The organism is Catenuloplanes atrovinosus, from assembly GCF_031458235.1.
GTDB lineage: Bacteria > Actinomycetota > Actinomycetes > Mycobacteriales > Micromonosporaceae > Catenuloplanes > Catenuloplanes atrovinosus.
On the sequence record NZ_JAVDYB010000001.1, the window covers coordinates 2,255,904 to 2,279,731 of the forward strand.

The following is a 23,828-nucleotide window of genomic DNA, read 5'->3' on the forward strand; positions in this document are numbered from 1 at the left end:
GAGGTCGCGGGCCATGATGTAACACCCCATCGACCCCCGTGGAGAGACGATGATGGACTCCTCCGCCCGGCGCGGCCTGCTGCGCCTGGCGACCGCCGCGACCGCCACGCTCGCCCTGGCCGCCGGCCTGCTCACCGTCACGGCCACGCCGTCGGCCGCGGTCGCGTCCGGCCCGGTCATCGATCAGAACTTCGCGGACCCGGACGTGATGAAGGTCGGGCGCACCTACTACGCCTACGCCACCAACAGCGACGGCCGGCACATCAAGTGGGCCACCTCCACCGACCTGGTCACCTGGACCGTGCAGGACAGCGACGCGCTGCCCACGCTCGGTGCCTGGGTCGACCCGGACTGGTCGTTCCCGCCCGGCGGCTCCGGCGACCACGGCATCTGGGCGCCGGAGGTGTTCGCCACCGGGCCGCGCAGCTTCGTGATGTGGTACACGGCGCACGACCGCGCCTCCGGCAAGCAGTGCATCGGCGCGGCCACCGCCACCGCGCCCGGCGGGCCGTTCGTGCCGCAGGACACCAGCCTGGTGTGCACGCCCGAGATCGGCGGCGCGATCGACGCGTCGTCGTACCAGGAGGACGGGCGCCGCTACATCCTGTGGAAGAACGACGGCAACTGCTGCGCGCAGGACACCTGGCTGCGCCTGCAGCAGGTCAGCGCGGACGGGCTGCGCCGGACCGGCACCGAGACCCAGCTGATCAAACAGAACAAGCCGTTCGAGGGCATTCTCGTCGAGGCGCCGACGCTGTGGAAGCGCGGTGGTACGTACGTGCTGTTCTACTCGGCCAACTTCTTCGGCAACGGCAGCTACGTCAGCGGCTACGCCACCTCGACGCGGCTGCGCGGGCCGTACACCAAGGCGGAGACGCCGCTGATGACCACGGACGCGTTCGCCGGCTCGGTCCGCGGCCCCGGCGGCCAGGACGTGGTGACCGGCCCGGACGGCCGGGACCGGATCGTCTTCCACGGCTGGAACGCGGACTTCACCTACCGGGCGATGTACTCCCAGCGGCTCGACTGGCAGGGCAGCCGGCCCATCGTGGACGGTGCCAAGGTGCGCTACGAGGCCGAGGACGCGGACTTCACCCGCGCCAACGCCCGGTACGCGGCCGGCGGCGCCAGCGACGGCGTGGTCGTCGGCGGCATCGACTTCGAGGACAGCCGCGTCACGTTCACCGTCTACGTGCCCCGGGCCGGCACCTACCGGCTGTACACCCGGTTCGCCAACGGCTCCGACGCCGGCCCGGCCAGCCACACCCTGACCGTCAACGGCACCGCGGCCGGCACCGTCGACTATCCCGTCACCGGCTGGGACAACTGGGAGGTCAGCGAGCGTGACGTGACGCTGCGGGCGGGCACGAACACCGTCTCGTACGGCAAGGGCGCGCACTTCGCCGAACTCGACGCTATCGACGTGGCCTGACCCGGACCGGCAGGAGGTTGCGCAGCCCCAGCATCAGCAGCGGGTAGATGAAGTAGCCGTACCGGGTGGACGGCGCCAGGCTGAAGACCAGCGCCCAGATGACCGCCATCTGGAGCACCGCCGTGGACACGGTCCGCGCGGGGCGCCGCCACAGGTACACGCACACCGCCACCATCAGCACCACCAGCAGCGCGATCATCACGACCCGGCCGCCGGACCGGTCGGTGGCGATCACCTGCCCGGGCATCGGGCTGGCGGCCGTGGTCTGCTGCGGCGTCAACCGCAGCGGGAACAGCACCATGTTGTGCACCAGGTCGCTCGGGTCGGCCAGCATCGCCGGGGCGGTGACCGCGGACGACCCGAGCGCGGCCAGCACGCCGGACCCGGCGAACGCCAGCGCGCGCCGCCACCCGTCCCGGGCCACCAGCATCGGTACGAGCACGAGCGCGGCCGGCAGCGCGGTGGCCTTCATCGCGCACGCGATCCCGAGCGCCACGCCCGCGAGCCCGGCGTGCGAGCCGCGTGCCAGCAGCGCGACGCCGAGCGCCACCAGGCCCAGCACCGGCAGGTCGGTGCCGCCGAGCACCAGCGGCAGCGCCAGGATCGGCGAGGCGAACGCGGACGCCAGCGTCCACATCGGCCGCTCGGCCCGCAGGTACCGCAGGGTCAGGTAGCCGAGCACCACCGCGCTGAGCGCGAACCAGGTCCGCGGGTTGCCCGCCCAGCCGTCCAGCCCCAGCGCGTGCGGTAACCCGAAGATCGTCAGCGGCGGGCCGTACGGGTTGAGCGACTCGGGCCCGGTCAGCTGATCCTTCGGCAGGTACGGGCTGCCGTGCTCGACCAGCAGCCGGGCGGCGCGCGTGACCACGGTCAGCGCGCCCATCCCCACGGTGGACATGTGCCGGCCGCCGGTCACCATCCACACCAGCGGCGCCACGACGGCACCGAGCAGGGCGGCCGAGGTCGCGGTGGTGCGCGCGGCGGGGTGCCGCCACAGCAGCGTGATCAGCGCGGCCAGCACGTATCCGCCGGCCGCCCAGCGGCCCCAGGACGCCTGCACCTGCTGCCCGGCGAACGCGCCGACCCCGGCCGCGAACCCGGCGGCGACCGTGTAGCCGGCGATCCGCCACGCCCGCTGGCCGGGATGGTGCCGCGCGGCGGGGGAGTTCCTTGTCTGGTCGGCTGTCCCGGCGAAAACCATTCGACGATCATGGTTATCCCGCCCCGGTCCGCGCATCCGGCTTCCGCCGGACCTCGGCGGCCGCCACGGTACGACTTTCGGCTGATACCGGTGTCCCGTCGCGCGCGACCCCGCCGAGATCCCCGCAGGTCAGGGGATGTGCCGTGGCGCCGATCAGCGGCTATACGGCGGAGGATGATGTGTCACACCGGTCGAACGCCGGAGGGGTGTGCCCCGTTTAATGTCCCATGACTTCGGACTCGAATTTCAGCGGCACCGCGCAACCCGCGCACCTGCGTGACTACCTGACCACCGCGGCTGGGTCGTCCAGCATCCGGTGGATCCGGGCCGCCGCGCTCGGCATGTGGGAGGTCGGCGACGGCGGGCGGCTGCTGGACGTGGGCGCCGGCAACGGTGAGGTGGCTCGGGAACTCGCCGGGCTACTGCCCGGCACCGAGGTGACGGCGCTGGACCACTCGGCCGAAGCGATCGCCAACGCCAGCGGGCTGCACGACGGCAGCCGGGTGAAGTACGAGGTGGGCAACGCGTACGAGCTGCCGTACCCGGACGGCCACTTCGACGGCGTGCGCAGCGAGCGCGTCCTCCAGCACCTCGCCGACCCGGACCGGGCCGTGGCCGAGATGGCCCGGGTGCTGAGGCCCGGCGGCCGGATCTGCCTGATCGACACCGACTGGGACTCGCTCCAGTTCGACGGCACCCCGGAGGGCTTCCACGAGCGGGGCGTGGCCCTGCGCCGGGAGTGGCTGGCCCAGACGCGGACCGTCGACATCCCGCCGTCCGGCCGTACGCTGCGGCGGCGCCTGGTCACCGCGGGGCTGACCGGCGTCCGTACCGAGCCGGTGACCATGGTCTTCACCGACCTCACCGAGGCACGCCAGATCATGCCGTTCAGCCGCGAGATGTTCGCGGCCATCGGCATGCCGGACAGTGCGGCCGGCTGGCTCGGCGACCTCGAGACCGCCGACGCGGACGGCACGTTCCTGGTGGCGCTGACCATGTGGATCGCGGTCGGGACGCGCTGATGAACATCGTCCTCGTGCCGGGGGTGAACCACGGCGGGTGGTGCTGGTACCCGGTCGGGCAACGGATGCGCGCGGCCGGTCATGCCGTTCACCCCCTGACGCTGCCGGGGCTCGCGATGGGTGACGACCCGGCCGGGCTGCGCCTGGCGGACGCGGTCGATTTCATCGTGTCCGAGGTGGAGCGCCGCGACCTGCGTGACGTGGTGCTGGTCGGGCACAGCGCCGCGGGCATCCCGATCACCGGTGCCGCACCCCGGATCGCCGGCCGCCTGGCACACGTCGCGTTCTTCAGCGGGTTCATCCCGAGGCGCGGCGAGTCCATGGCGGACGCGCTCGGCCCGGAGACGGCCGCGTGGATGCGCGCCACGGCCGCCGCCAGCCCGGACGGGACGATCCCGATCGACTTCACGACGTTCAGCACCCGGCTGATGCAGGACGAGCCGGTGGCGTTGCAGCGCCTCGTCTTCGATCAGCTGACGCCGCAGCCCGGTGGTTACGTGCTGGAGTCACTGGACGTCGACGGGCTTGACACGCTGGGCGTGCCGATCACCTATCTGCTCGCCGAACGCGACATCGCGCTCGCCGCGCCCGGCGCCGAACCGGCCGCGCGGCTCGGCGTCACACCGATCATGGTGCCCGGCACCCACGAGGCGATGCTGACGCATCCCGACGAGGTGGCCGCGGCGCTGTTGCGGCAGATCACGCGCGGGTGACCCCGGGGCCCGGTGACCGGTGCGGACGGGAGCCGGTCACCGGCCCGCGGCGGTCAGGCCGCGGTGCCGCGGGCGGCGGCCGCGCGGTCGGCCTCCGCGCGCATGGCGGCCAGGAACGCGGCCGTCTCCGGGCTCGCCGGGATGTGGTAGACGTGCTCGGCGCCGGTGCCGCCGGCGTAGACGTCCCAGAAGAACGGCGCGATCTCCTCCGGGGCGGACCTCGGGCCGCCGGTGCCGATGATGCCGCTGATGCCGGTGAACGCGACGTGCACGCCGCTGCCGTCGAGCGCCTTGTGGAGGTTCACGGCCCAGTGGCGCTGCGCGCCCGAGGCGAGCCCGGCGTTGCCCAGCCCGGGGGCGGGGTCGATGGCGGAGCCGCCGGCCACGATGAGGATCGTGCCGCTGCCCGCCTCGCGCATGTCCGGGAGCACCTGGCGTACCGCCGTGATCATGCCGTTGATCCTGATGTCCAGCCACGGCGCGGTGTTCTCCACCGTCACGTCCAGCGCGCCCACGACCGGCACCAGGCCCTCGCGGAAGTCCGGCGCGGGGTTGTAGATCATCACATCGGCCCGGCCGTAGCGCTCCTTGATCTCCGTGAACGCGGCGGTCAGCGCGGGCGCGTCGGTCACGTCCGCGGGGAACGCGCCGGCCTCGATGTCCAGCTCCCGCAGCCGGGCGACCATGCCGTCCAGCTTCCGGCGGCTCCGCGAGATCAGCGCGACCCGGAACCCCTTGGCGCCGAACACCGTCGCGATGCTGAGCCCCATCCGCGGCCCCGCGCCCACGAGCACGAGCGTCTTCTCGCCGGTCATCGCGTCTCCTGAGTTGGCGATCAGCGTGTCCGGTGCACCGTAGCACCGGGTTCGCGGCATCCCCGGCGCACCGATCGGTGTGCAGGCGGACGTATCAGCCGGTCTCTCGCCGAGGTCCGAAAGTTTCGGAGATTTTCACTCGTCCGTGCGCTGGTATGCGGAATGGTGCATGGCCATTCGCGAACGCCTTGCTCCCCGCTCACCTGGGAAAAGCCGTGCACCGGCGGATGCGGCCGAAACGATGTTTCCGGATAATTGCCGGAAGTTGTTGCCAAGGTAACGGCCGCAACCCTACGATCGGCATCGATAGGCGTTCATGTCTGTCGATGTCACCCACCACGGTCCACCCCTCCGGCCGACTGGGACGACGCGCCCGTGTCGCACGACGCCGCTCACGCCGCCGTCGTCACCCGGCCGCCGGGGTCGCACCGAGCCGCTGGCCCCGTGCCAGCCGACACGAAGAGGAAGCAACACCATGACCGACACCTCCCCCGCTCCGAGGAGTCGCCGCGGCCGCATCCGGATGCTCCTCGGTGCCGCCTGCGCCATGATGGTCGCGATCTCGGGCATCGCGCTGACCGGCACCGCGCATGCCGAGGCCGACCGGACCGTCAGCTCGAACACCACCGGCACGCACAACGGCTTTTTCTTCTCGTTCTGGAAGGACAGTGGCAACGCCAGCGTGACGTTGCGCGAGAACGGGCGGTACACCAGCAGCTGGGACCGCAGCACCAACAACTGGGTCGGCGGCAAGGGCTGGGCCACCGGCAGCCGCCGGACGGTCACCTACTCGGGCTCGTACAACCCGGGGAACAACAACACCTACCTCGCCCTGTACGGATGGACGCGTAACCCGCTCATCGAGTACTACATCGTGGAGAACTTCGGCAGCTTCAACCCGAGCAGCGGCGCGACCCGGTTCGGCACCGTCACCACCGACGGTGGCACGTACGACATCCTGCGCAGCCAGCGGGTCGACAAGCCCTGCATCGACGGCGACCGCTGCACGTTCTACCAGTTCTGGAGCGTCCGCCAGCAGAAGCGCAGCAGCGGCACCATCACCACCGCGAACCACTTCGACGCCTGGGCCCGCGCCGGCCTGAACCTCGGGACGAACCACAGCTACCAGATCATGGCGACCGAGGGCTACCAGAGCCAGGGCAGCTCCGACATCACGGTCCGCGAGGGCGGCGGCGGCAACCCGACCCCGGGCCCGACCACTCCCGGCAACCCCGGCGGCGGCAACTGCACCGCGACCCTGTCCGCCGGCGACCAGTACGGCGACCGGTTCAACCTCAACGTCGCGGTCAGCAACGCCAGCAACTGGACCGTGACGCTCAACCTCAACGGCGGCCAGAGCATCCAGAACAGCTGGAACGCCGCGGTCACCGGCACCACGGGCAGCGTCACCGCGCGGCCCAACGGCAACGGCAACAACTTCGGCGTGACCATCATGGCCAACGGCAACTGGACGTGGCCGACGATCACCTGCACCACCGGCTGACCCGGCACCCCGCACCGCGGCAGCGCGCACGGCCGAGACGACCACCGTCGTCTCGGCCGTGTCGTACGGAGCCCGGGTGCCTAGCCGGCCGACTCCGGCGCGCTGCTGCCGGTGTACTCCGGCAGGTCGGCCACGAGCTTGGTCAGCTCGGCGTCGTTCGCGTAGCGCCGCCGGTGCAGCTCGGCGATCTTGGCGCCTATCTCCGGGTCCGGGTCGTCGGTGATGTCGAACGAGTGGAACTTCTCCACCAGCGGCAGGCCGACCCGGTCGGTGTTGGAGTGGGCCGGGTGGGTCAGGTACTCCCAGTAGCCGTCCAGGTCCTCGATGACGAACACCGCGCCCCAGTCGAACTCGCCGCCGAAGTCCGGACCGACCACGAACGACTTCACCGACGGGATCACCCGGCCCTGGTTGCGCAGGCTCTCCAGCGCGATCTCCAGCTCCTCCGGCGTGACGCCTTCCTTGATCTTGATGCGGTTACCGTGGTAGATCATCTTTCTTCTCCTCTGTGATTCGGATGGGATCCTCAGCGCCGGAGGTAGCCGGCGATGAGGCTCGTCGCGGCGCCGGCGAGCAGGACGGCGCCGGAGTACGTGAAGGTCGCGGCGATGCCGAACAGGTCGACGGCGGGCTGCACGACCAGGGGTGACAGGAACTGGCCGAGGAAGATCGCCATGACCAGGCCGCCGAGGACGCGCCCGCGCCGGGCCGGTGCGGCGAGCTCGGCGAGCCGGGTGTTGAGGTTCGGCACCACCAGCCCGACGCCCACACCGCCGATGAGCACGCCCGCGGCGAGCTGCGCCAGCGTGTTCGCGGTTCCGGCGACCGTCCAGCCGGCGCCGAGCAGCGCGACGCTGAGCGCGGTGATCGTGGCCGGGCGCAGGCGCCGCCGCAGCCCGGGGAAGGCCAGCGCCCCGACGACGCCGGTCAGGGTGCTGCCGGCGATCACCATGCCGGTCACGGCGGTGCCGGTACCGAAGGCGGTGAGCCAGAACGGCAGCTGCGTGGGGGCCATGTAGAAGATCACCGTGGCGGCGGCCGCCAGGGCGTACACCCCGATGATCTCCCGGCTCGCGCCGGCCGGCGCCGTGACCTCGGCGGCGGAGCCGCCCACCGGGCCGGTGCGCCGGGCCGACTCTCCCAGGAAGAGCGCGGCGGCCGGCAGGATCAGCGCGGCGGCGGCGTAGAGCAGGAACGGTGCGCGCCAGGAGACGCCGGCCAGCACGCCGGCGAGCGGCAGGAACACCACGCCGCCGAGGCTGGCGAACGCCTGCTGCAGTCCGAGGAACCTGGCCCGGGCCGGACCGTCGAACCAGTCCGCGATGACGGTGCTGACGGCGGTCATCACGCCGCCCACGGCCGCGCCGAGCAGGGCACGGCTGGCGATCAGCACGCCGAGGTCCGTGATCAGGTATCCGGCGGTGCCGGCGAGCGCGTACAGCGCCAGCGAGGCGAGCAGCAGCGGTCGCCGTCCGATCCGGTCGGCGAGCAGCCCGGCGACCGGTGCGGTGACCGCGATGGCCAGCGACGTCACGGTGAGGGTGAGCCGGACCAGGACCTCGGCCGCCGGGGTGCCGGCGTACGCGGTGGTCATGGCGGGCAGGCTGGGGGCGATGATCGCCGCCGCCATGATGGTCAGGCCGGCCGAGGCCAGGATGGTGGCGCGCGCGGCGGTCGCCGGTCGCCGCGGCGGTGCCGAGGTGGTCGTCATGGGTTCGTCTCCGCGGGCCGGACCGGACTCAGGAGGCCGGGGTCTCGGCGGCCTCGCGCAGCCGCTCGAGCCAGGACACGATCGAGGCGTCGAGGGCCTGGCGCAGGTTTTCCGGGTCGGCACGGACCGGGTTGCCGTCCCAGGACTCCGCGGTGCCGACGACGGTGGTGTCGCCGTCGGCGGTGAAGGTCCACTCGTGGATGCCGACGATGCCGTGCGCCGGACCACCCCAGAGGATTCGGTGCGGCGCGTCGACCGCGTAGACCGTCGAGACGATCGACATACCCGCGGTCGTCCACTGGAACGTGGAGCCCGGCCGCAGCGGCCCGTCGGCGTACGCGGTGTCGATGTCGGTCTGCCACCCGGTCCAGTTGTTGACGTCGGTGTGCAGCGCCCAGACCCGGTCGATCGGGGCGTCGATGCGGATCTCGTGACGGACGACGACGGCGGCGTCGTGGTCGATGTCGGTGATGGCCATGTCTGTCCCTCCAGGTGGGAGCGGCTCGTCCGAACCGCCCCGCGTTCTCCGGTACGTTGTGAACTGTGGTCGCCGCGGCCGGTCTTCGGCTGGTCATCGGCTGTCCAACACTGGTCATCGCTGTTCAGCTCGCGCGGAGCCGGCAACGCGAAACCGCCCGGGCCCGCCCCGGAACGGGGGCGCGCACGGGCGGCGGATGTGGTGGCCGGCGGTCAGCCCCGGAAGCGCAGTCGGGTCTCCCACAGGGAGGAGCACACCGCGTCGATGCCCTGGCGCAGGTGACGCCGGTAGGTGCTGAACGACATGCCGGACCGCCGGGCCGCGGCCTCCTGGGTGGGCGCGCCGGAGAAGTACGTGGCGACCAGCGCCTGGTGGGCCTTGAGCAGCCCGGAGTCCCGGCCGACCTCGTCCACGGCCTGCTGCACCAGCGCGCGCAGGGCTGCCACCGGATCGTCCGCGTCCGCCACCGGCCGCGATCGCAGCAGCTCACTCAGGGCGAACGCGCGTGGCGAGCGCCAGTTCTGCAGGGCCTCGCGAACCGACCGGTCGAAGTCCGCGCGGCTGATGGCCGGTGCCGGCGCGGGCACCTCGGTCTCGTCCAGGATGCGGTCGAGCCACATCTCGAACGGCACCTGCCGCCAGTCCGTGACGAACAGCCCGTACGTCCGGTCGCCGACCCGCGGTCGCACGCCGGCGTCGGTGAGAGCTCCCCGCAGCAGCCGGCCCCACAGCTCGCAGTCGTGCAGCACGATCATCCCCTGGGCGAGGCCCCGGCTGCGCGCCGCCGTCGCCTGCACGCGGGAATGGTGGAGGTTGGTCACCGGCGACGGCACCTGGTAGGCCTCCGGATGGATGATGAACCGGGTTATCGCTATGTGCTCGCCGGGCGCGGGCGGCGCGGTGCTGGTGCAGTGCTCCCAGGCCGCCGCGACGACCGGATCCACCGCCACGTCCTCCGGGTCCGGCGGGGCGGGCAACTCCAGGCGGGCGACGAAGGCCACGGCCTTCCCGGTGTCGATCGACCGGTAGACGCTGAACCCCTCGGGCTGCTTGCCGGCCCAGTAGCGGACGAGCGCCGCGGACTCCGGGCCCTCCGTGTCGGCCGCCATCCGCACGACCGTGTCGACGTCCTCCGGCCGCAGCGGATCGTCCTGCACCTGGCCCGTGCGCGGCCACACGTAGAGGTCGCGCACCTTCTTCAGGTCGCGGAACAGGTAGAACAGCTGACTCATGACGCCGAGCACCTGCCGCTCCGGCAGCTCCCGGATCTGGCGCAGGTACTCGGCCGAGAGCGTGCGCTTCATGGCCTGGAACGCCTCCGGCGCCCGCCACCGCAGGTCGGCGACGACCGACTCCCGGACCGCGTCGTGCGGGTAGCAGCCGTGCGGCGTGCACTCCATGAACGGCAGGCCGCGCAGCCAGGCGAACAGCGCGTGCGAGTCCAGCCCGGGGAGCGCGGCCTGCAACAGCCGCTCCGTGGTGTTGTACGCCTGCGCGGCGACCTCCAGGGCCCGCCGGTGCTCCGGCGACGGCACCTCCCCGATCAGGCCGGCGATCAACGTACCCAGCGCCGAGGCAGACGGCGACCACTCCTGCGCCGCACCCGGGCGCGCCGAATCGGCCGCCGCCGCCAGGGACAGCGCGAGCGGGTTGCCGCCGGCGAATCGCAGCACCGCCTCCGTGTTCTCCGGGCGGACGCCGTTGACCGTCAGCAGCCGCCTCGCCTGCTCCTCGGTCAGCGGCCCCAGCTCGGCCGCGTGCAGCGCGCCCGCCCAGCCGGGATCGGCGGTCCACTCGGTCGCCGGCGCCTGCCGGCCGGCGAGTACCACCAGCGCGCCCTCGGCGATCCGGGGCAGGAACCGCTGCCACAGCCAGGTCTCCAGCCACTGGCAGTGCTCGAACGAGTCGACCATCAGCACCGCGTCCGGCCGGTCGAGCAACGCCTGGGCGGTCCGCTCGAAGTCGGCCGGCGAGTGGCTGACGAACCGCCCGTCCAGCTCGACGATCAGCCGGCCGGCGTGCCGCGCCTCGTCGGCCAGATGCCGGACCAGCGTCGACTTGCCGACGCCGCCGGGACCGTGCAGGTAGAAGACGAGCGCGGCGGACGGCTCGTTGCGCAACGCCGCCCCGAACGCCGCCACCTGCTCCTCCCGGCCGACGAACGCCCGGGAACGCGCCTGCCGTAACCGTTCACCCAGCGACCGGACCGCCGGCCGCGACTCGGTACCCACCGCCGATCTCCCCCTCCGACCCGACGACACCGCGAATCCTGCCAAGGTACCGATGACGGGCACGGGTTCTCGCCCTGATGCCGCGCTGATCACACCCGCGGCCGGCGGTTGAGCCGCAGGTCAGGATGCGCGCTCTGGTGCGTACGCACCAGTCGCGCCCGCAGGCCTGGTGTGGACGGACCAGCCGGGAACGGTGGCGGAGAACGATGCCGGGCGGGGCGCCGAACCGGAGTGTGGGAGACGTCGATCTGCTCACCACATGAACGGAGTTGCCGTGTCCACACCCGTGGTCTCCCCGGTCCGCATCGGGAGGCGGGCCGTCGGCGCGCTCGGCGTGCTGGCGCTCTCCCTCGGCACCCTGCAATCGGTGGTGGAGCCCGCGCTTCCGCTGCTGCAGCGCGAGCTGGGGATCAGCCCGGCAGAAGGTGCGCTGGTCGCCAACGCGCTGCTGATCACCGGCGCGGTGCTCGCCCCGGTCGCCGGCAAACTCGGCGACCGCTACGGCGGACGGCGGGTGCTGCTCTGGCTGATGGCGGTGGTCTCCGCCGGTGGCCTGCTGGCCGGCACCGCGCCGAACCTGCCGGCACTGCTGGTCGGCCAGATCCTCCAGGGCGTGATGGTGGGCGCGCTGCCGCTCTCCTTCATCCTGGTGCGCCGGCACCTCTCGGCCGGTGAGTCGCAGGCGGCCATCGGCGTGGTGCTCGCGCTGTTCACCGGCGGCGGCGTGATCGGCACGCTGGTCGCCGGGCCCATCGCGCACGGACTCTCCTGGCAGTGGATGTTCGCTCTGCCGACGCTGGTGATCATCGCGGCGACCGTGGCCGTGGCGCGGCTGATGCCGGACGACCCGCCCGCGGCGTCCGACGACCCGATCGACTGGCCCGGCGTGGTACTGCTGAGCGGCACGCTGCTCGCGCTCATGGTCGCGCTGGTCACGGTGACCGGCGGTGACCTGCCGCCGCTCGCGGCCGCCGCGGTCGTGACGGCCGTGGCCGCGCTCGCCACCGGCTGGGTCGTCGTCGAGCGCCGGGCGTCCGCGCCCATGGTCGACCTGCGGATGCTGGGCCGGCCGGCGATGCGCAGCGCGTTCGTGCTCACGTTCGTCATGTCGATCAGTTTCGGGATGGTGGTGCTGCTGCTTCCGCAGCTGTTCGCGGCGCCGGCGGACGGGTACGGATTCGGGCTCGGTACCACACAGATCGGGCTGCTCCTGCTGCCCGGCGCCATCGCCGGCGCGGTGAGCGACTCGATCGGCGGGTTCGCGGCCCGGCGCTTCGGCCCGCGCGCCGTGGTCGTCGCCGGCATCGCCGTCACGGCGGTCGCGATGATCGGGCTGGCCCTGCTGCACGACGCCGCGTGGCAGCTCTCCGTCGCGAAGGTGCTGACCGCGTTCGCGGCCGGAGCCGGCACCACCGCGTTGCTGGCCGGCACCGCCTCGGCCGTCGACGCCCGGGACACCGGCATCGCGACCAGCCTGCTCGTGGTGACCCGCCTGGTCGGCGTGATCGTGGGCGCCCAGGCCGGCGGCGTGATCCTCGCCGCCGGGACCGACGCGGCGACCGGCGTGCCGGCCGAGGCCGCGTTCGTCACCGGGTTCGTCGCGGCCGGCCTGATCGCCGCGTCGGCGCTCACTCTCATCCGGATCAGGAAGAACGGGGTTCGCGCATGACCACCACGGTTCTGGTGTCCGGGGCGAGCATCGCCGGGCCCGCGCTGGCGTACTGGCTGCACCGGGCCGGATTCGCGGTCACGGTGGTGGAGCGGGCCGGCGCACCGCGCGACGCCCCGGACGGCGCAGTCGGCACTGGTACTGCCGGACCCGGCGGGAGAACGAGGCCGCCGCGCCGCCGTCAGCGGGCCAGGCCCGACCGGTACGCGAGGACGACCAGCTGCGCCCGGTCGCGGGCGCCCAGCTTCGTCATGGCGCGCTGCACGTGCGCCCGGACGGTGAACGGGCTGAGGAACATCCGCTCAGCGATCTCCTGATTGGACAGCCCGGTGGCGACCAGCGCGACCATCTCCCGTTCCCGGGCCGTGAGCACCTCCAGCGGTACGGCATCCCGCCGCGGCTGCTCGTCCGGCGTGGCCAGGAACCGGGCCACCAGCGAGCGGGTCGCGGCGGGGGAGAGGAGCGTGTCGCCGGCCGCGATCGTGCGCACGGCGTCCAGCAGCGCCTCCGCCCCGATCCCCTTGCCGATGAAGCCGCCGGCGCCCGCGCGCAGCGCCTGGGCGACGTGCTCGTCCGTCTCGTAGGTGGTGAGGATCAGCACGCGGGTGTCGCGCAGGTCCGGGTCCGCGCAGATGTCCGAGGTGGCGCGCAGGCCATCCAGCTCCGGCATCCGGATGTCCATGACCACCACGTCGGGGCGCAGCTCACGCGCGAGCCGCACCGCGTCGCGGCCGTCGGCGGCCTCACCCACCACGGTGATGTCGTCGGCGCTGTCCAGCAGCAGGCGGAACGCCTGACGGAGCAGGGCCTGGTCGTCGGCGAGGAGCACCCGGAGCGTCACGGTCGCGCGTTCTCCCCGCGCGACGGGACCGGCAGCTCCGCGCGGACCTGGAAGCCGCCGCCCGGGCGCCGGCCGGTGGCGATGCTCCCCCCGGCCGCGGCGGCGCGCTCGGCCATCCCGATCAGGCCGTAACCCGGGGCGCGATCGGGCGCGGTGCGGGCACCCGGGCCGTCGTCGGTGATCGTGATGGTGACGCGCTCCGGGTCCCAGCTCAGGCGGACGCGGGCGCGGTCCGTACCGGCGTGCTTGGTCACGTTCGTCAGAGCCTCCTGGATGATGCGGTACGCGGTGAGGTCCACGCCCGGCGGCAGCGGCCGGGCCGGGCCGTCCTCGTCCACGGACACCGCCAGACCCGCGCGGCGGAACGAGTCCAGCAGCGTGGGAAGCCGGGACAGTCCCGGCGCCGGCTCGGCGGTCGCGTCCGGGTCCCCGGACGAGCGCAGCAGGCCGACGGTCGCCCGGAGCTCGTCGAGCGCCTGGGCGGTGGTCTCGACGAGCTCGGTCAGGCTCCGCCGGGTCTGCTCCGGGCGCACGTCGAACAGGTGGGCGGCGACCGTGGCCTGCGCGTTCGCGAGGGTGATCTGGTGGGCCACCAGGTCGTGCAGCTCCCGGGCGATGCGCAGCCGCTCCTCGGCCACCCGCCGGCGGGCCTCGTCCTCCCGGCTCCGCTCGGCGCGCCGGGCCCGGTCCTCCACGGCCGCCAGGTAGGCCCGCCGGGTCCGTACCGAGTGCCCGAGCACGCCTGCCACCAGCGGGAACGCGGCCACCGCGCCGATCCGGCCCGCGTCCTGCCACGACTGGTCCGCCGGGGAGGGAACGGCGGCGGCCAGCAGCGCCCCGGACGTGAGCAGCACCGCGACCGCCGCGCGTACCTCGGTGCGCGCGGTGAGCGCGTAGCCGTAGGCGGCGACCACGACGGCGGCCTCGATCAACGGGCTCAGCAGCAGGCCCAGCGGCTGCGCCGGCAGCACGGCCACGGTCGTGACCAGCAGCACGGCCGGCGGCGCCCGGTGCCGCAGCGGCAGCACGCCGCAGGACACCACGGCGATCAGCCAGGCCGCGGCGTCCGGCGGCGACAGCGTGCCGTCGGGCCGCACGGCGGCACCGACCAGGCAGACCGCACCGGCCGTCGCCGTGATCGCGGCCTCCCGCCACCACGCGCCCTGGCGGCGGCCGGAACGTACCCGCACGGTGCCTCGCCTCCGTGGTCCACATCGGTGCGTGCCCGATCCAGGATATGGGGTGCCGAGACTTCTCTCAGAAGCTCTGCGGAGCCGGTCAGCTCGGTCGGTCAGCATCGGGGCCATGAGAACGTTCGAGATTCGGGGGCTGTCATGAGCACCGTGCTGATCTCCGGAGCCAGCATCGCCGGCCCCGCGCTGGCCTACTGGCTTCGTCGTCACGGCTTCGACGTCACGGTCGTGGAGAAGGCCGGAACGCCGCGGGGCGGCGGTTACCCGATCGACATCCGGGGCACCGCCGTGGACGTGGTCGAGCGGATGGGGCTGCTCCCCGCGCTGCGCGCCGCCCACGTGGACACCCGCGCGCTGACCTTCCTCGAGCCCGACGGCAGCCCGGTCGCCTCGCTCCGCCCGGAGGCGCTCGCCGGCGGCGGCGAAGGCCGCGACCTGGAGGTGGTCCGCGGCGATCTCACCCGGCTGCTCTACGACGCGGTCCGGGACGAGGTCGAATTCCTGTTCGACGACGCGATCGTCGCGCTCGACGAGCACCCGGGCGGCGTGGACGTGACCTTCCGCGGTGGCGCCCGGCGCACGGTCGACATCGTCGTCGGCGCGGACGGGCTGCACTCCGGCGTGCGGGCGCTGGCCTTCGGCCCCGAGGAGACGTTCCACCGCTACCTCGGCTACTGCTTCGCCGGCTTCACCATGCGCAACGACGCGGGCCTGTCGCACGAGGGCGTCATCTGGAACGCGCCGGGCCGTGGCGCCATACGCTACGCCGTGGGCGACGGCGAGACCCTGCACGGCCTCCTCTGCTTCGCCCGCGCCGAACCGCCGTTCCACGCGTTCCGGGATCCGGCCGCCCAGCGCGACCTGGTCGCCGCCGTGTTCGCCGACGACGAGTGGGAGATCGTCGCCGGGATGGTCGACGCGATGCGCGCCGCCGACGACCTCTACTTCGACGTGGTCAGTCAGATCCGGCTGCCCCACTGGTCGGCCGGGCGCGTCGTGCTGGCCGGTGACGCCGCGCACGCGCCGTCGTTCCTCACCGGTCAGGGCTCCAGCCTGGCACTGGTGGGCGCGTACATGCTGGCCGGCGAACTGGCGGTCAACCCCGATCACCGGACCGCGTTCGCCGCCTACGAGCGGGCCACCCGTCCGTTCGCGGAGGCCAACCAGGCGCTGGTCACCGCGGGCGACGCCCGGCTGGTGCCGCGCACGGCCGAGGCGCTGGCCCGGCGCAACGCCGCACTGCGGGACCTCACCGCCGTGCCGGAGCCCGGCGGGCGTCCCGCCCACACCGCGCTCCGGCTGCCCACCTTCGCCACCCCCTGAAACGGCGCGGAGGCCGGCGTCCGCCGGCCTCCGCGAGGGCCTCATCCGACGAGCTCGGGCTCGCGGGCGGTGGTGGCCGGCGGCTTCTCTCCGGTCAGGTGGTGGCCCTCGACGTCGACGTCGGGGACGATCCGGTCGAGCCAGCGGGGGAGCGTCCACGCGCGGTCGCCGAGCAGCTTCAGCACGGCGGGGACCAGCGTGAGCCGGACGACGAAGGCGTCGACCAGGACGCCGAAGGCCAGCGCGAGCGCGATCGGCATGACGTTCGGATCGTGGGAGAACAGGAAGCTCGCGAACACGATGATCATGATGACGGCCGCGGCCACGACCACCCGCCCGGAGTCGCGGCCGCCGGCGCGGATGGCCTCGGTGGCGTCCCGGTGGCGGGCGTAGTGCTCGCGCATCGCCGAGACCAGGAAGACCTCGTAGTCCATGGCCAGCCCGAACAGCACGGCCATCACGATGATCGGGGCGAAGCTGGGCACCGGGCCGACCAGCGGCACGCCGAGCGGTCCGGCCGCCCAGCCCCACTGGAACACCGCGACCATGGCACCGAACGCGGCGCCGACCGAGAGCAGGAACCCGGCGGTGGCCTTGAGCGGGACCGTCCAGGAGCGGAACGCGATCAGCAGGAGCAGCAGGGACAGCCCGACCACCACCACGGTGAACGGCAGCAGCGCGCCGTTGAGCTGCTTCACGGCGTCCAGGCTGACCACGGTCAGGCCGGTCACCTCGACGTAATCGCCGGCGCCCGTGCCGATCGGGGCGAGCGCGGCACGCAGGTCCTCGACCAGGGCGCTGGTGGCGCCGTCGCGCGGGCCGGTGGCGGGCACGATCTGCACGACCGCGGCCCGGCCGTCCTCGGCGATCAGTGGCCCGTTGACCTCCACGACGCCGGCCATCGGCGTGACGGTGTCGACCACGGCCTCGGCGGTCGCGGCGACCGAGTCACCCTCCACCAGCACCGCCAGCTTGCCGTTCACGCCGGGGCCGAACGCGTCCGCGATCAGGTCGTACGCCTGCCGTGGCTCGGAGTCCCGGGCCGCGGAACCGTTGTCGTTGAGCGCGAGCTGCAGCTGCGCCGCGGGGACGGCCAGGACCGCCAGCCCGAGCACCACCGCCACCAGCATCTTCCACGGGTGCCGGATCACCAGGCCGACCCAGGCCGCGGCGGCGCCGCCCGAGCGGGTGCGCAGGATGCGGCGCGCGGCCCGCGAGCCCGGCTTCGGGCGCAGCCCCTCGCCGGCCAGCGACAGGATGGCGGGCAGCATCGTCAGCGCGAGGACCACCGCGATCGCGACCGCGCCGGCCGCGGCCAGACCCATCGAGGTCAGCATGGGTACGCCGGCCAGCGTCAGCCCGACCAGGGCGATGATCACCGTCAGGCCGGCGAAGAACACCGAGCTGCCCGCGGTCGCGGTGGCCAGTGCGATCGAATCCGGGATGCCCATGCCCCGGGTGAGCTGGTCGCGGTGCCGCGACACGATCAGCAGCGCGTAGTCGATGCCGACCGCCAGACCCAGCATCAGCGCCAGCGTCAGCGCGTTCTGCGAGACGTCGAACAGGTTCGCGGCCAGCAGCGTGCCGGCCGCGGTGCCGCCCACGCCCAGCGCGGCGGTGAGCATCGGGATGCCCGCGGCCAGCATCGAGCCGAACGTGACCAGCAGGACCAGTAGCGCCACGCCCAGGCCGATGATCTCCGGAGTGCCGAACGGCTCGAGTTCCTCCTCGAAGGCGTCACCGCCGAACAACACCCGGCCGCCGTGCGCGCCGAACCGCTCGCCGTAGGCGGCGCCGGCCGCACGTACCGTCTCCTGCTGGGCCGGCTCCACCTCGGTGCCCGACGGGACGTCGAAGGCGAGCGACACGACCGCGACCCGGCCGTCCGCGGACACCTGCTCCAGCGGGTCGCCGACCTCGGCGATGTGCTCCACCTCCCGGACCCGCTGCGCCGCCGCGCGCACCTGCGCGGCGACCGCCTCGTCGGTGATCCGCGCGCCGCTCGGCGCGACGAACACCATGTCGCCCTCGACGCCGCCCTCCTGCGGGAAGTGCTGCCGCACCTTCTCCAGGGCGAGCTGGCCGGGAGAGCCGGGAATGGCGTGACCGGGCGCGAACGAGCCCGCGAACACGAACATCGCGCCCAGCGCCGCGGTGATGACCGCGAGCGACACACCCAGGAAGATCAGCCGGCGTCGCGCGGCGACCGCGCCCAACCGGTACAGGAACCGAGCCATCGGATTGCCCTTTCAAGCAGGGATTGAAGACCTGCTCACCCTGGCTCCCCGGCTTGACGGCCGGCCCCCGTCGGGCTTGACGACTTCTTGAGGACTGGCCCCTGACCTCCTCAGGTTGCTACGGCGTCAGGCCGAGCGCGGCGCGGGCGGCGAGTTCGGCGTCCGTGGGCGTGGCGGGGCCCACCGCGGCGAGCGCCTCCGTGAACGACTCGTCCGTGCGCGTCTCGGCCACCGTCATCCACCGGTCCCGGGCCTCCGTGGACTCCTCGGCGAGCCGCGCGATCGCGGGCTCCGCCGCCGCGGGCCAGGGTCCGCGGCCGAGCTGCGACGGAAGCAGGCTGTATCCGGCGGCGACCTTCGCCGCGGCCGTCCGCCGGTCCGCGATCGGGCCGTCCGCCAGCGCGATCGGCGCGTGGTAGCGGATGTCCAGCACGGCCACCAGGAACCGCAGCTGCACCTCGGTGACCCGGTCGGAGGTGAGCCGGGCCGGGCGGGACGGGCGCTCGCCGTCGAACGACAGGTAGCAGGACATGGCCCGGCCGCCCTTCGCCCACTCGGTCTCGCGGGGCACGTACCAGCGCAGGTGGGCGCCGGCCGGCTGGGTCGGCGGATCGATGATCACGTCGCGGTGGATCCGGCGGCAACCGGCCGCGGCCCACTCGGACAGCAGCGCCTCACCCGGGTACGCCCGGAACTCGTACCGCTGATCGTCGGTCGTCGCCCAGCCGAGCAACTCGGCGTCGTGCGGTGCCGTGCAGTCGCGCCGCTCGACGCCGGCCGGGATGAACGGCCGCTCCGGGTCGCCCTCGGTGCGGTCGAAGCAGTCGCCCGCCCGCAGGCCGGTGACCGACTCGTACCGCTTCGCCGCCGCCGCGGACCCGCCCAGCCCGACCGCCAGCAGCACCGCCCAGACCACCGTCAGCAGCAGCGGCGACACCGCTAGCCCGAGCCCGCGCCGCAGCCCACGGCGGACCTGGATCACGGCCGCGAGCCCGAAGCCCGCGGCCGGCACGGCGAAGAACAGCGACGCCAGCCCGATCAGCAGCACCGCCACGATCGACGCCACCCCGGCCACCACGCCGGCGACCGCGAGACCGCTGATCCGGTGCGGCACCGGCGCCCAGTCCCGCGCCCCTCCGCCGTACCGGTCCTTCTCCTCGCCCCATGCGGCTTCCGTCAGACTCACGTGCCCCCGTGCCCTTCCACAGTGGTTCGACGGGCAGGACCATAGCCATCCCGATCAAGCGGTGCGCAGGCCGCCACCGGCGTGGCGGGCCCGGCCGGTCACGCCGGGGGCGATCCGGCCCGGCGCAAGCCCGTCCGGCGTCGCGTCGAGGCGGCTGGATCACCGTGCTCGCGGTCGGCGAGCGCCCTGTCGGACGGCGTACGGATGTTCGTCCATGTCCCTTTCTGGTCGAGCGTGCACGGGAGATCGCGGCCCCGTCCACGTCGGATGAACAATGTGTTGCCGGCGTGTTGCGCCCGTCGGCGGTATCCGGCGACATGGAAGGACGACACATGACGACGCAGCGGACGTACCGTCGGCGGTCCCTGGGCCGTGTTCTGGCCGGCGCGGTGGCCGCGCTGGCGATGATCCCGGTCGCCGCGGTCGGCGGCGCATCGCCGGCCGTGGCGGCGACCAACCAGTTCAGGGGCATGAACTGGGCGGTGCTGGGCGACAACTTCAGCACCGGGCCGCTGGTGGTGCAGGGGCTCAGCCAGTCCGACAGCAACGCCACCGTGCGGGCCAAGGCCAACGCGCTCTACGACGACATGGCCGCGATGGGCGTCAACACCGTCCGGCTGCCGATCAACACGCACACCGTGGGCACGGCCTGGTGGAACGCCTACCGGGGTGCGATCGACGCGGCCACCGCGCGCGGTTTCAAGGTCATCCTCGCCTACTGGGAGGACGGCGCCGCGTCCGGCGGCCGGATCACCAACCTCGCGGCGTGGAACACCATGTGGTCGAACGTGACCTACCTCTACGGCGCCGACCCCAACGTCTACTTCGAGCCGATGAACGAGCCGCACGGCTACACCTCGGCCGAGTGGCGGACCGTGGCGGCGAACTGGATGAGCTACCACTACTCGGCGGTGCCGGCCCGGACGCTGATCGGCGGCACCGGCTACAGCCAGGACCTGCGGGACGTCTGCAACGACAGCCGCTTCAACGGTACGCTGCTCTCCTTCCACCACTACGCGTTCTTCTACAGCCCGATGACGTACGACGCGTTCCGTACCCACATCCAGACCCGGCTCGGCACCTGCGCCTCCCGCGCGGTGGTGACCGAGTACGGCGCGCCCATGTCCACCGGCCTCGACTACGCGGACGCGAACAGCACGGACAACTTCGTGCGGCACATCCGCGCGGTCACCCAGGTCATGCGGGACAACCAGATGGGCGGCGTCTACTGGCCCGCGCTCGGCGGCAAGCCCACCGGCACCAGCGGCTTCGACTACTACTCGATGTTCGCGTTCAGCGGCAGCGGCACCGACCTCAACCTCACCGTCCGCAACGCCTCCGGCCGCGACCGCATCCGGTACGGCTGGGGACTGTGAACCCGGGCGCCACCCGCACCGTCACCCGCGGTGGAGGTGGCGCCATTCCCGCGCGCTGATCCCGTACTCCGCGCGGAAACGCCGGCTGAAGTGCGTGGCGTCGGCGAACCCCCACCGCTGCGCGATCGCCCCGATCGGCTGCGGGCTCGGCAGCGTGAGGTCCCGGCGCACCGCCTCCAGCCGCTCCCGCATGATCCACTGCGCCAGGCTGAGCGTGGGATGCCGCCACAGGTTGTAGAGCGTGCGCAGCGAGATGTCGTGCTCGTCCGCGATCCGCGCCGGGCTGAGATCCGGGTCGCCGAGATGCCGCATCACCCAGTAGCGGATGCGGGCCAGCCGGTCGTCCGCGTCCGCGGGCTGGTCGGCCGCCGTCATGATCAGCGCGCGGACCAGGGACGCGGTGGCGGTGCCGACCAGCGCCGCCGGGCCGGGCAGCGCGTCGATGCCGTCCACGTCGCGGCGCAGCTGGACGAGGTGGTCGCGCAGCATGCGGTACGTGGCCGGATCGCGGTCCAGGTGGCGGGCCGCGCGCCGGATCGTCTCCACCGGCAGCCCGAGCCGCCCGTGCTCCACCTGCACCGCGAACGATCCGCCGGTGCCGGTCCACCGGTAGTCGTACGGCGCGGTCAGGTCCACCAGCATCAGGTCACCGGCGCGGACGGTGCGGCAGATCCCGTGCTGGCGGTAGTCGCCGACGCCGGAGGTCTGCACGGCCAGCGCCACCAGGTCGGGCGCCGCCTCGCGCAGTTCGTCGGGGCCGCGGCTCAGCTGCAGCCCCGAGCCCTCATGGCTGTAGACGCTGGTCGCGGTGCCCAGCCGCCAGAAGCCGAGCCGGGCCTCCGCGGGCTGCTCCAGCCGTACCGCGGCCGGCACGGTGGCTTTCAGCATCGCCTCCCGGAGCGCGTCGGCGCGGTGCTCCGGCGGCAGGTCGCGGGTGTCGAGGTGGATCACCATGGGGTGGTCACGGCTCCGCGCGCCAGTCGCGGGGCGCCACCCCGAACGCCTGCCGGAAGCGGCGGCTGAAGTGGCTGGCGTCGGCGAAGCCCCACTCGTGGGCCAGCGCGGTGATCGGCCGGCCGGCGGCCAGCTGGGCCCGTGCGCCGGTCAGCCGCTCCATCATGATCCACTGCTCCAGCGTGCTGCCGGTGCCGGCCGACCAGAGCGCGTGCAGGTGCCGTACCGAGATGTTGTGGTGCGCGGCGACCCGGGCCGGGCTCAGGTCCGCGTCGGTCAGGTGCGCCCGCAGGTACGCCGTGATCCGGGACAGCAGCGTCTCGTGCATCGCCTCGCGCCGCGCCGCACCCTCCTGCGCGGCCAGCACGAACGCGCGCGCCAGGTCCACCGCGGCGGCACCGGCCGCGGCGGCGCCGGCCGACATCGACAGCGCCTCCGCGTTCTCCAGCACGTACGTGAAGTGCTGCCGGGCCAGCCCGAGCAGCGGGTTCGCGGCGAACGTGCGGCCGGCCAGCCGGATCTGGCCGACCGTGACGCCGAGCGTGTCGAGGTCGAAGCCGACCGACCGGGTGCCGCCCTCGGCCGGGCGGTGATACTCGTACTCCCCGGTCAGGTCGGTCATCATCAGGTCGCCGTGCCCGAGCGCGCGCTCGTCGCCGAAGCCGCGCGTCACCCCGGGCGCGATGTCCTGGACCGCGAAGCTGAGCTGCTCCGGCGTGCCGTACCGCAGATGCCGCGCGGTCTGCGCCATCCGCATCCCCGTGCCGTGGAACGAGAACGTGTGCACGCCGGCGCCGAGCGGCCAGAACTCCAGGTGCGCGCGGACCGGCGCGCCGGTCCGCTCCAGCGCCACGTCCACCCGGCCGCAGGAGATCTCCATCGTGCTGACGACCGCCTCCAGGGACTCCCGTTCCGCCAGTCCCTGGGTGCTCAGAACTATCGGCATGGCCGCAATGTAGACGACCGGTGTTACGGCGGAACGCGGCCCGTGACGGGGTTGCACGCACAGCAAAGCGCCGTGCGCTCTGGTCCATGTGCGTACCGAGGTGCTCTCCCTACGGTTCGTGGTGCACCCGCGCGAACGGAGAAACCTGACATGAGTTTGCAGACCGACCTCGCCCAGATCGAGGCCGCCAACGCGTCCGGCCGGCCGCCGGTCGTGTTCATCCACGGCCTGTGGCTGCTGCCGACCAGCTGGCAGCGGTGGGCCGACCTGTTCGCCGAGGCCGGGTACGCGCCGGTGCTGCCCGGCTGGCCGGACGACCCGGACACGGTCGAGGAGGCCAACGCCCACCCCGAGGTGTTCGCGAAGAAGAGCGTCGGCCAGGTCGCGGACCACTTCTGCGACCTGATCGGCAAGCTGGACCGCAGGCCCGCGGTCGTCGGCCACTCGTTCGGCGGCCTGCTCACCCAGATCAGCGCCGGGCGCGGCCTGTCCGCCGCCTCGGTGGCGATCGACCCGGCGCCGTTCCGCGGCGTGCTGCCGCTGCCGATCTCCGCGCTGCGGGTGGCGAGCGTGGTCATCGGCAACCCGGCCAACTACCACCGGGCGGTGCCGCTGACCTACGACCAGTTCCGGTACGGCTTCGCCAACGCCGTTGCCGAGGAGGAGGCCCGCGAGCTGTACGCCACGTTCGCGGTCCCGGCCTCCGGTGAGCCGCTGTTCCAGGCCGCCACCGCGAACCTCAACCCGTGGACCGAGGTCAAGGTCGACACGGCCAACCCCGAGCGCGGCCCGCTGCTGATCATCTCCGGCGAGAAGGACCACACCGTGCCGTGGGCGATCGCCAACGCCTCGTACAAGCAGCAGAAGGACAACCCCGGCGTCACCGAGATCATCGAGATCCCGGGCCGCGGTCACTCCCTCACCATCGACAGCGGCTGGCGCGAGGTCGCCGACACCGCCCTCACCTTCATCAAGCGCTTCCACTGAGCGGCACGC

Annotated in this window: 20 protein-coding genes; 8 read left to right on the plus strand and 12 right to left on the minus strand. The window is 73.1% G+C overall.

The features are described from left to right. The first annotated feature begins 49 nt into the window (after positions 1-49). Positions 50-1,432: a family 43 glycosylhydrolase gene (locus tag J2S41_RS10050; protein WP_310365929.1), complete on the plus strand. Its 1,383-nt coding sequence runs from the start codon at positions 50-52 to the stop codon at positions 1,430-1,432. On the opposite strand, the gene J2S41_RS10055 is transcribed toward J2S41_RS10050, so the two are convergent. After that, a complete protein-coding gene (locus J2S41_RS10055; RefSeq protein ID WP_310365932.1) occupies positions 1,416-2,633 on the minus strand; it encodes a glycosyltransferase family 87 protein in 1,218 nt (405 codons plus the stop codon). The two genes, J2S41_RS10050 and J2S41_RS10055, sit on opposite strands and share 17 nt — an antisense overlap. 227 nt (positions 2,634-2,860) lie before the next feature. On the opposite strand from J2S41_RS10055, the gene J2S41_RS10060 reads away from it, so the two are divergent. Further along, positions 2,861-3,655, plus strand: a complete 795-nt coding sequence (locus J2S41_RS10060) for a methyltransferase domain-containing protein (protein WP_310365934.1) — start codon at positions 2,861-2,863, stop codon at positions 3,653-3,655. Then, positions 3,655-4,368 carry an alpha/beta fold hydrolase gene (locus tag J2S41_RS10065; protein ID WP_310365937.1) on the plus strand — a complete coding sequence of 238 codons (714 nt, stop codon included), beginning with the start codon at positions 3,655-3,657 and terminating at the stop codon, positions 4,366-4,368. The genes J2S41_RS10060 and J2S41_RS10065 overlap by 1 nt, the downstream gene beginning before the upstream one ends. Before the next feature lie 53 nt (positions 4,369-4,421). On the opposite strand, the gene J2S41_RS10070 is transcribed toward J2S41_RS10065, so the two are convergent. Then, complete coding sequence (locus J2S41_RS10070; protein WP_310365940.1) at positions 4,422-5,183, minus strand: SDR family oxidoreductase; 762 nt, start codon at positions 5,181-5,183, stop codon at positions 4,422-4,424. A 475-nt stretch (positions 5,184-5,658) separates the two neighbouring features. Between J2S41_RS10070 and J2S41_RS10075 the strand changes: the two genes are divergently transcribed. Beyond that, positions 5,659-6,687, plus strand: a complete 1,029-nt coding sequence (locus J2S41_RS10075) for a glycoside hydrolase family 11 protein (RefSeq protein ID WP_310365943.1) — start codon at positions 5,659-5,661, stop codon at positions 6,685-6,687. Between the two features lie 80 nt (positions 6,688-6,767). On the opposite strand, the gene J2S41_RS10080 is transcribed toward J2S41_RS10075, so the two are convergent. From J2S41_RS10080 to J2S41_RS10095, 4 genes are all read right to left on the minus strand, one after another. Beyond that, positions 6,768-7,181 (minus strand): Dabb family protein, encoded by a 414-nt coding sequence (locus tag J2S41_RS10080; protein WP_310365946.1) that lies wholly within the window; start codon positions 7,179-7,181, stop codon positions 6,768-6,770. Positions 7,182-7,213: 32 nt separating this feature from the next. Then, positions 7,214-8,398: an MFS transporter gene (locus J2S41_RS10085; RefSeq protein ID WP_310365949.1), complete on the minus strand. Its 1,185-nt coding sequence runs from the start codon at positions 8,396-8,398 to the stop codon at positions 7,214-7,216. A gap of 28 nt (positions 8,399-8,426) precedes the next feature. Next, a complete protein-coding gene (locus J2S41_RS10090) occupies positions 8,427-8,876 on the minus strand; it encodes an SRPBCC family protein (RefSeq protein WP_310365951.1) in 450 nt (149 codons plus the stop codon). Positions 8,877-9,088: 212 nt separating this feature from the next. Beyond that, the gene (locus tag J2S41_RS10095) at positions 9,089-11,107 is read right to left on the minus strand and encodes an ATP-binding protein (RefSeq protein WP_310365954.1); all 2,019 of its coding nucleotides are present in this window, start codon (positions 11,105-11,107) and stop codon (positions 9,089-9,091) included. Between the two features lie 274 nt (positions 11,108-11,381). Between J2S41_RS10095 and J2S41_RS10100 the strand changes: the two genes are divergently transcribed. After that, a complete protein-coding gene (locus J2S41_RS10100; protein ID WP_310365957.1) occupies positions 11,382-12,776 on the plus strand; it encodes an MFS transporter in 1,395 nt (464 codons plus the stop codon). A gap of 181 nt (positions 12,777-12,957) precedes the next feature. Here the strand turns inward: J2S41_RS10100 and J2S41_RS10105 are convergent, their stop codons facing one another. Next, positions 12,958-13,617, minus strand: a complete 660-nt coding sequence (locus J2S41_RS10105) for a response regulator transcription factor (protein WP_310365960.1) — start codon at positions 13,615-13,617, stop codon at positions 12,958-12,960. Further along, complete coding sequence (locus J2S41_RS10110; RefSeq protein ID WP_310365963.1) at positions 13,614-14,807, minus strand: sensor histidine kinase; 1,194 nt, start codon at positions 14,805-14,807, stop codon at positions 13,614-13,616. The genes J2S41_RS10105 and J2S41_RS10110 overlap by 4 nt, the downstream gene beginning before the upstream one ends. A 144-nt stretch (positions 14,808-14,951) precedes the next feature. Between J2S41_RS10110 and J2S41_RS10115 the strand changes: the two genes are divergently transcribed. Next, positions 14,952-16,133 carry an FAD-dependent monooxygenase gene (locus tag J2S41_RS10115; protein ID WP_310365966.1) on the plus strand — a complete coding sequence of 394 codons (1,182 nt, stop codon included), beginning with the start codon at positions 14,952-14,954 and terminating at the stop codon, positions 16,131-16,133. Between the two features lie 41 nt (positions 16,134-16,174). On the opposite strand, the gene J2S41_RS10120 is transcribed toward J2S41_RS10115, so the two are convergent. Then, positions 16,175-18,370 carry an MMPL family transporter gene (locus J2S41_RS10120; protein ID WP_310365969.1) on the minus strand — a complete coding sequence of 732 codons (2,196 nt, stop codon included), beginning with the start codon at positions 18,368-18,370 and terminating at the stop codon, positions 16,175-16,177. Positions 18,371-18,488: 118 nt separating this feature from the next. After that, entirely contained in the window at positions 18,489-19,556 is a 1,068-nt protein-coding gene (locus J2S41_RS10125; RefSeq protein WP_310365972.1) for a septum formation family protein, read from the minus strand. A gap of 332 nt (positions 19,557-19,888) precedes the next feature. Here J2S41_RS10125 and J2S41_RS10130 point away from each other — a divergent pair, with 332 nt between their 5' ends. Beyond that, entirely contained in the window at positions 19,889-20,932 is a 1,044-nt protein-coding gene (locus J2S41_RS10130; RefSeq protein ID WP_310365974.1) for a glycoside hydrolase family 5 protein, read from the plus strand. 21 nt (positions 20,933-20,953) lie between these two features. Here J2S41_RS10130 and J2S41_RS10135 read toward each other — a convergent pair whose 3' ends face one another. After that, positions 20,954-21,886: a helix-turn-helix domain-containing protein gene (locus J2S41_RS10135; protein WP_310365978.1), complete on the minus strand. Its 933-nt coding sequence runs from the start codon at positions 21,884-21,886 to the stop codon at positions 20,954-20,956. Positions 21,887-21,893: 7 nt separating this feature from the next. Beyond that, positions 21,894-22,832, minus strand: a complete 939-nt coding sequence (locus tag J2S41_RS10140) for a helix-turn-helix transcriptional regulator (RefSeq protein ID WP_310365980.1) — start codon at positions 22,830-22,832, stop codon at positions 21,894-21,896. Between the two features lie 150 nt (positions 22,833-22,982). On the opposite strand from J2S41_RS10140, the gene J2S41_RS10145 reads away from it, so the two are divergent. Next, entirely contained in the window at positions 22,983-23,819 is an 837-nt protein-coding gene (locus J2S41_RS10145) for an alpha/beta hydrolase (RefSeq protein WP_310365985.1), read from the plus strand. Positions 23,820-23,828 lie beyond the last annotated feature (9 nt).

Coding starts and splice junctions, on each gene's coding strand:
- J2S41_RS10050 (WP_310365929.1), top strand. CDS start 50: ATGATGGACTCCTCCGCCCGGCGCGGCCTGCTGCGCCTGGCGACCGCC.
- J2S41_RS10055 (WP_310365932.1), bottom strand. CDS start 2,633: ATGGTTTTCGCCGGGACAGCCGACCAGACAAGGAACTCCCCCGCCGCG.
- J2S41_RS10060 (WP_310365934.1), top strand. CDS start 2,861: ATGACTTCGGACTCGAATTTCAGCGGCACCGCGCAACCCGCGCACCTG.
- J2S41_RS10065 (WP_310365937.1), top strand. CDS start 3,655: ATGAACATCGTCCTCGTGCCGGGGGTGAACCACGGCGGGTGGTGCTGG.
- J2S41_RS10070 (WP_310365940.1), bottom strand. CDS start 5,183: ATGACCGGCGAGAAGACGCTCGTGCTCGTGGGCGCGGGGCCGCGGATG.
- J2S41_RS10075 (WP_310365943.1), top strand. CDS start 5,659: ATGACCGACACCTCCCCCGCTCCGAGGAGTCGCCGCGGCCGCATCCGG.
- J2S41_RS10080 (WP_310365946.1), bottom strand. CDS start 7,181: ATGATCTACCACGGTAACCGCATCAAGATCAAGGAAGGCGTCACGCCG.
- J2S41_RS10085 (WP_310365949.1), bottom strand. CDS start 8,398: ATGACGACCACCTCGGCACCGCCGCGGCGACCGGCGACCGCCGCGCGC.
- J2S41_RS10090 (WP_310365951.1), bottom strand. CDS start 8,876: ATGGCCATCACCGACATCGACCACGACGCCGCCGTCGTCGTCCGTCAC.
- J2S41_RS10115 (WP_310365966.1), top strand. CDS start 14,952: ATGAGCACCGTGCTGATCTCCGGAGCCAGCATCGCCGGCCCCGCGCTG.
- J2S41_RS10120 (WP_310365969.1), bottom strand. CDS start 18,370: ATGGCTCGGTTCCTGTACCGGTTGGGCGCGGTCGCCGCGCGACGCCGG.
- J2S41_RS10130 (WP_310365974.1), top strand. CDS start 19,889: ATGACGACGCAGCGGACGTACCGTCGGCGGTCCCTGGGCCGTGTTCTG.
- J2S41_RS10135 (WP_310365978.1), bottom strand. CDS start 21,886: ATGGTGATCCACCTCGACACCCGCGACCTGCCGCCGGAGCACCGCGCC.
- J2S41_RS10140 (WP_310365980.1), bottom strand. CDS start 22,832: ATGCCGATAGTTCTGAGCACCCAGGGACTGGCGGAACGGGAGTCCCTG.
- J2S41_RS10145 (WP_310365985.1), top strand. CDS start 22,983: ATGAGTTTGCAGACCGACCTCGCCCAGATCGAGGCCGCCAACGCGTCC.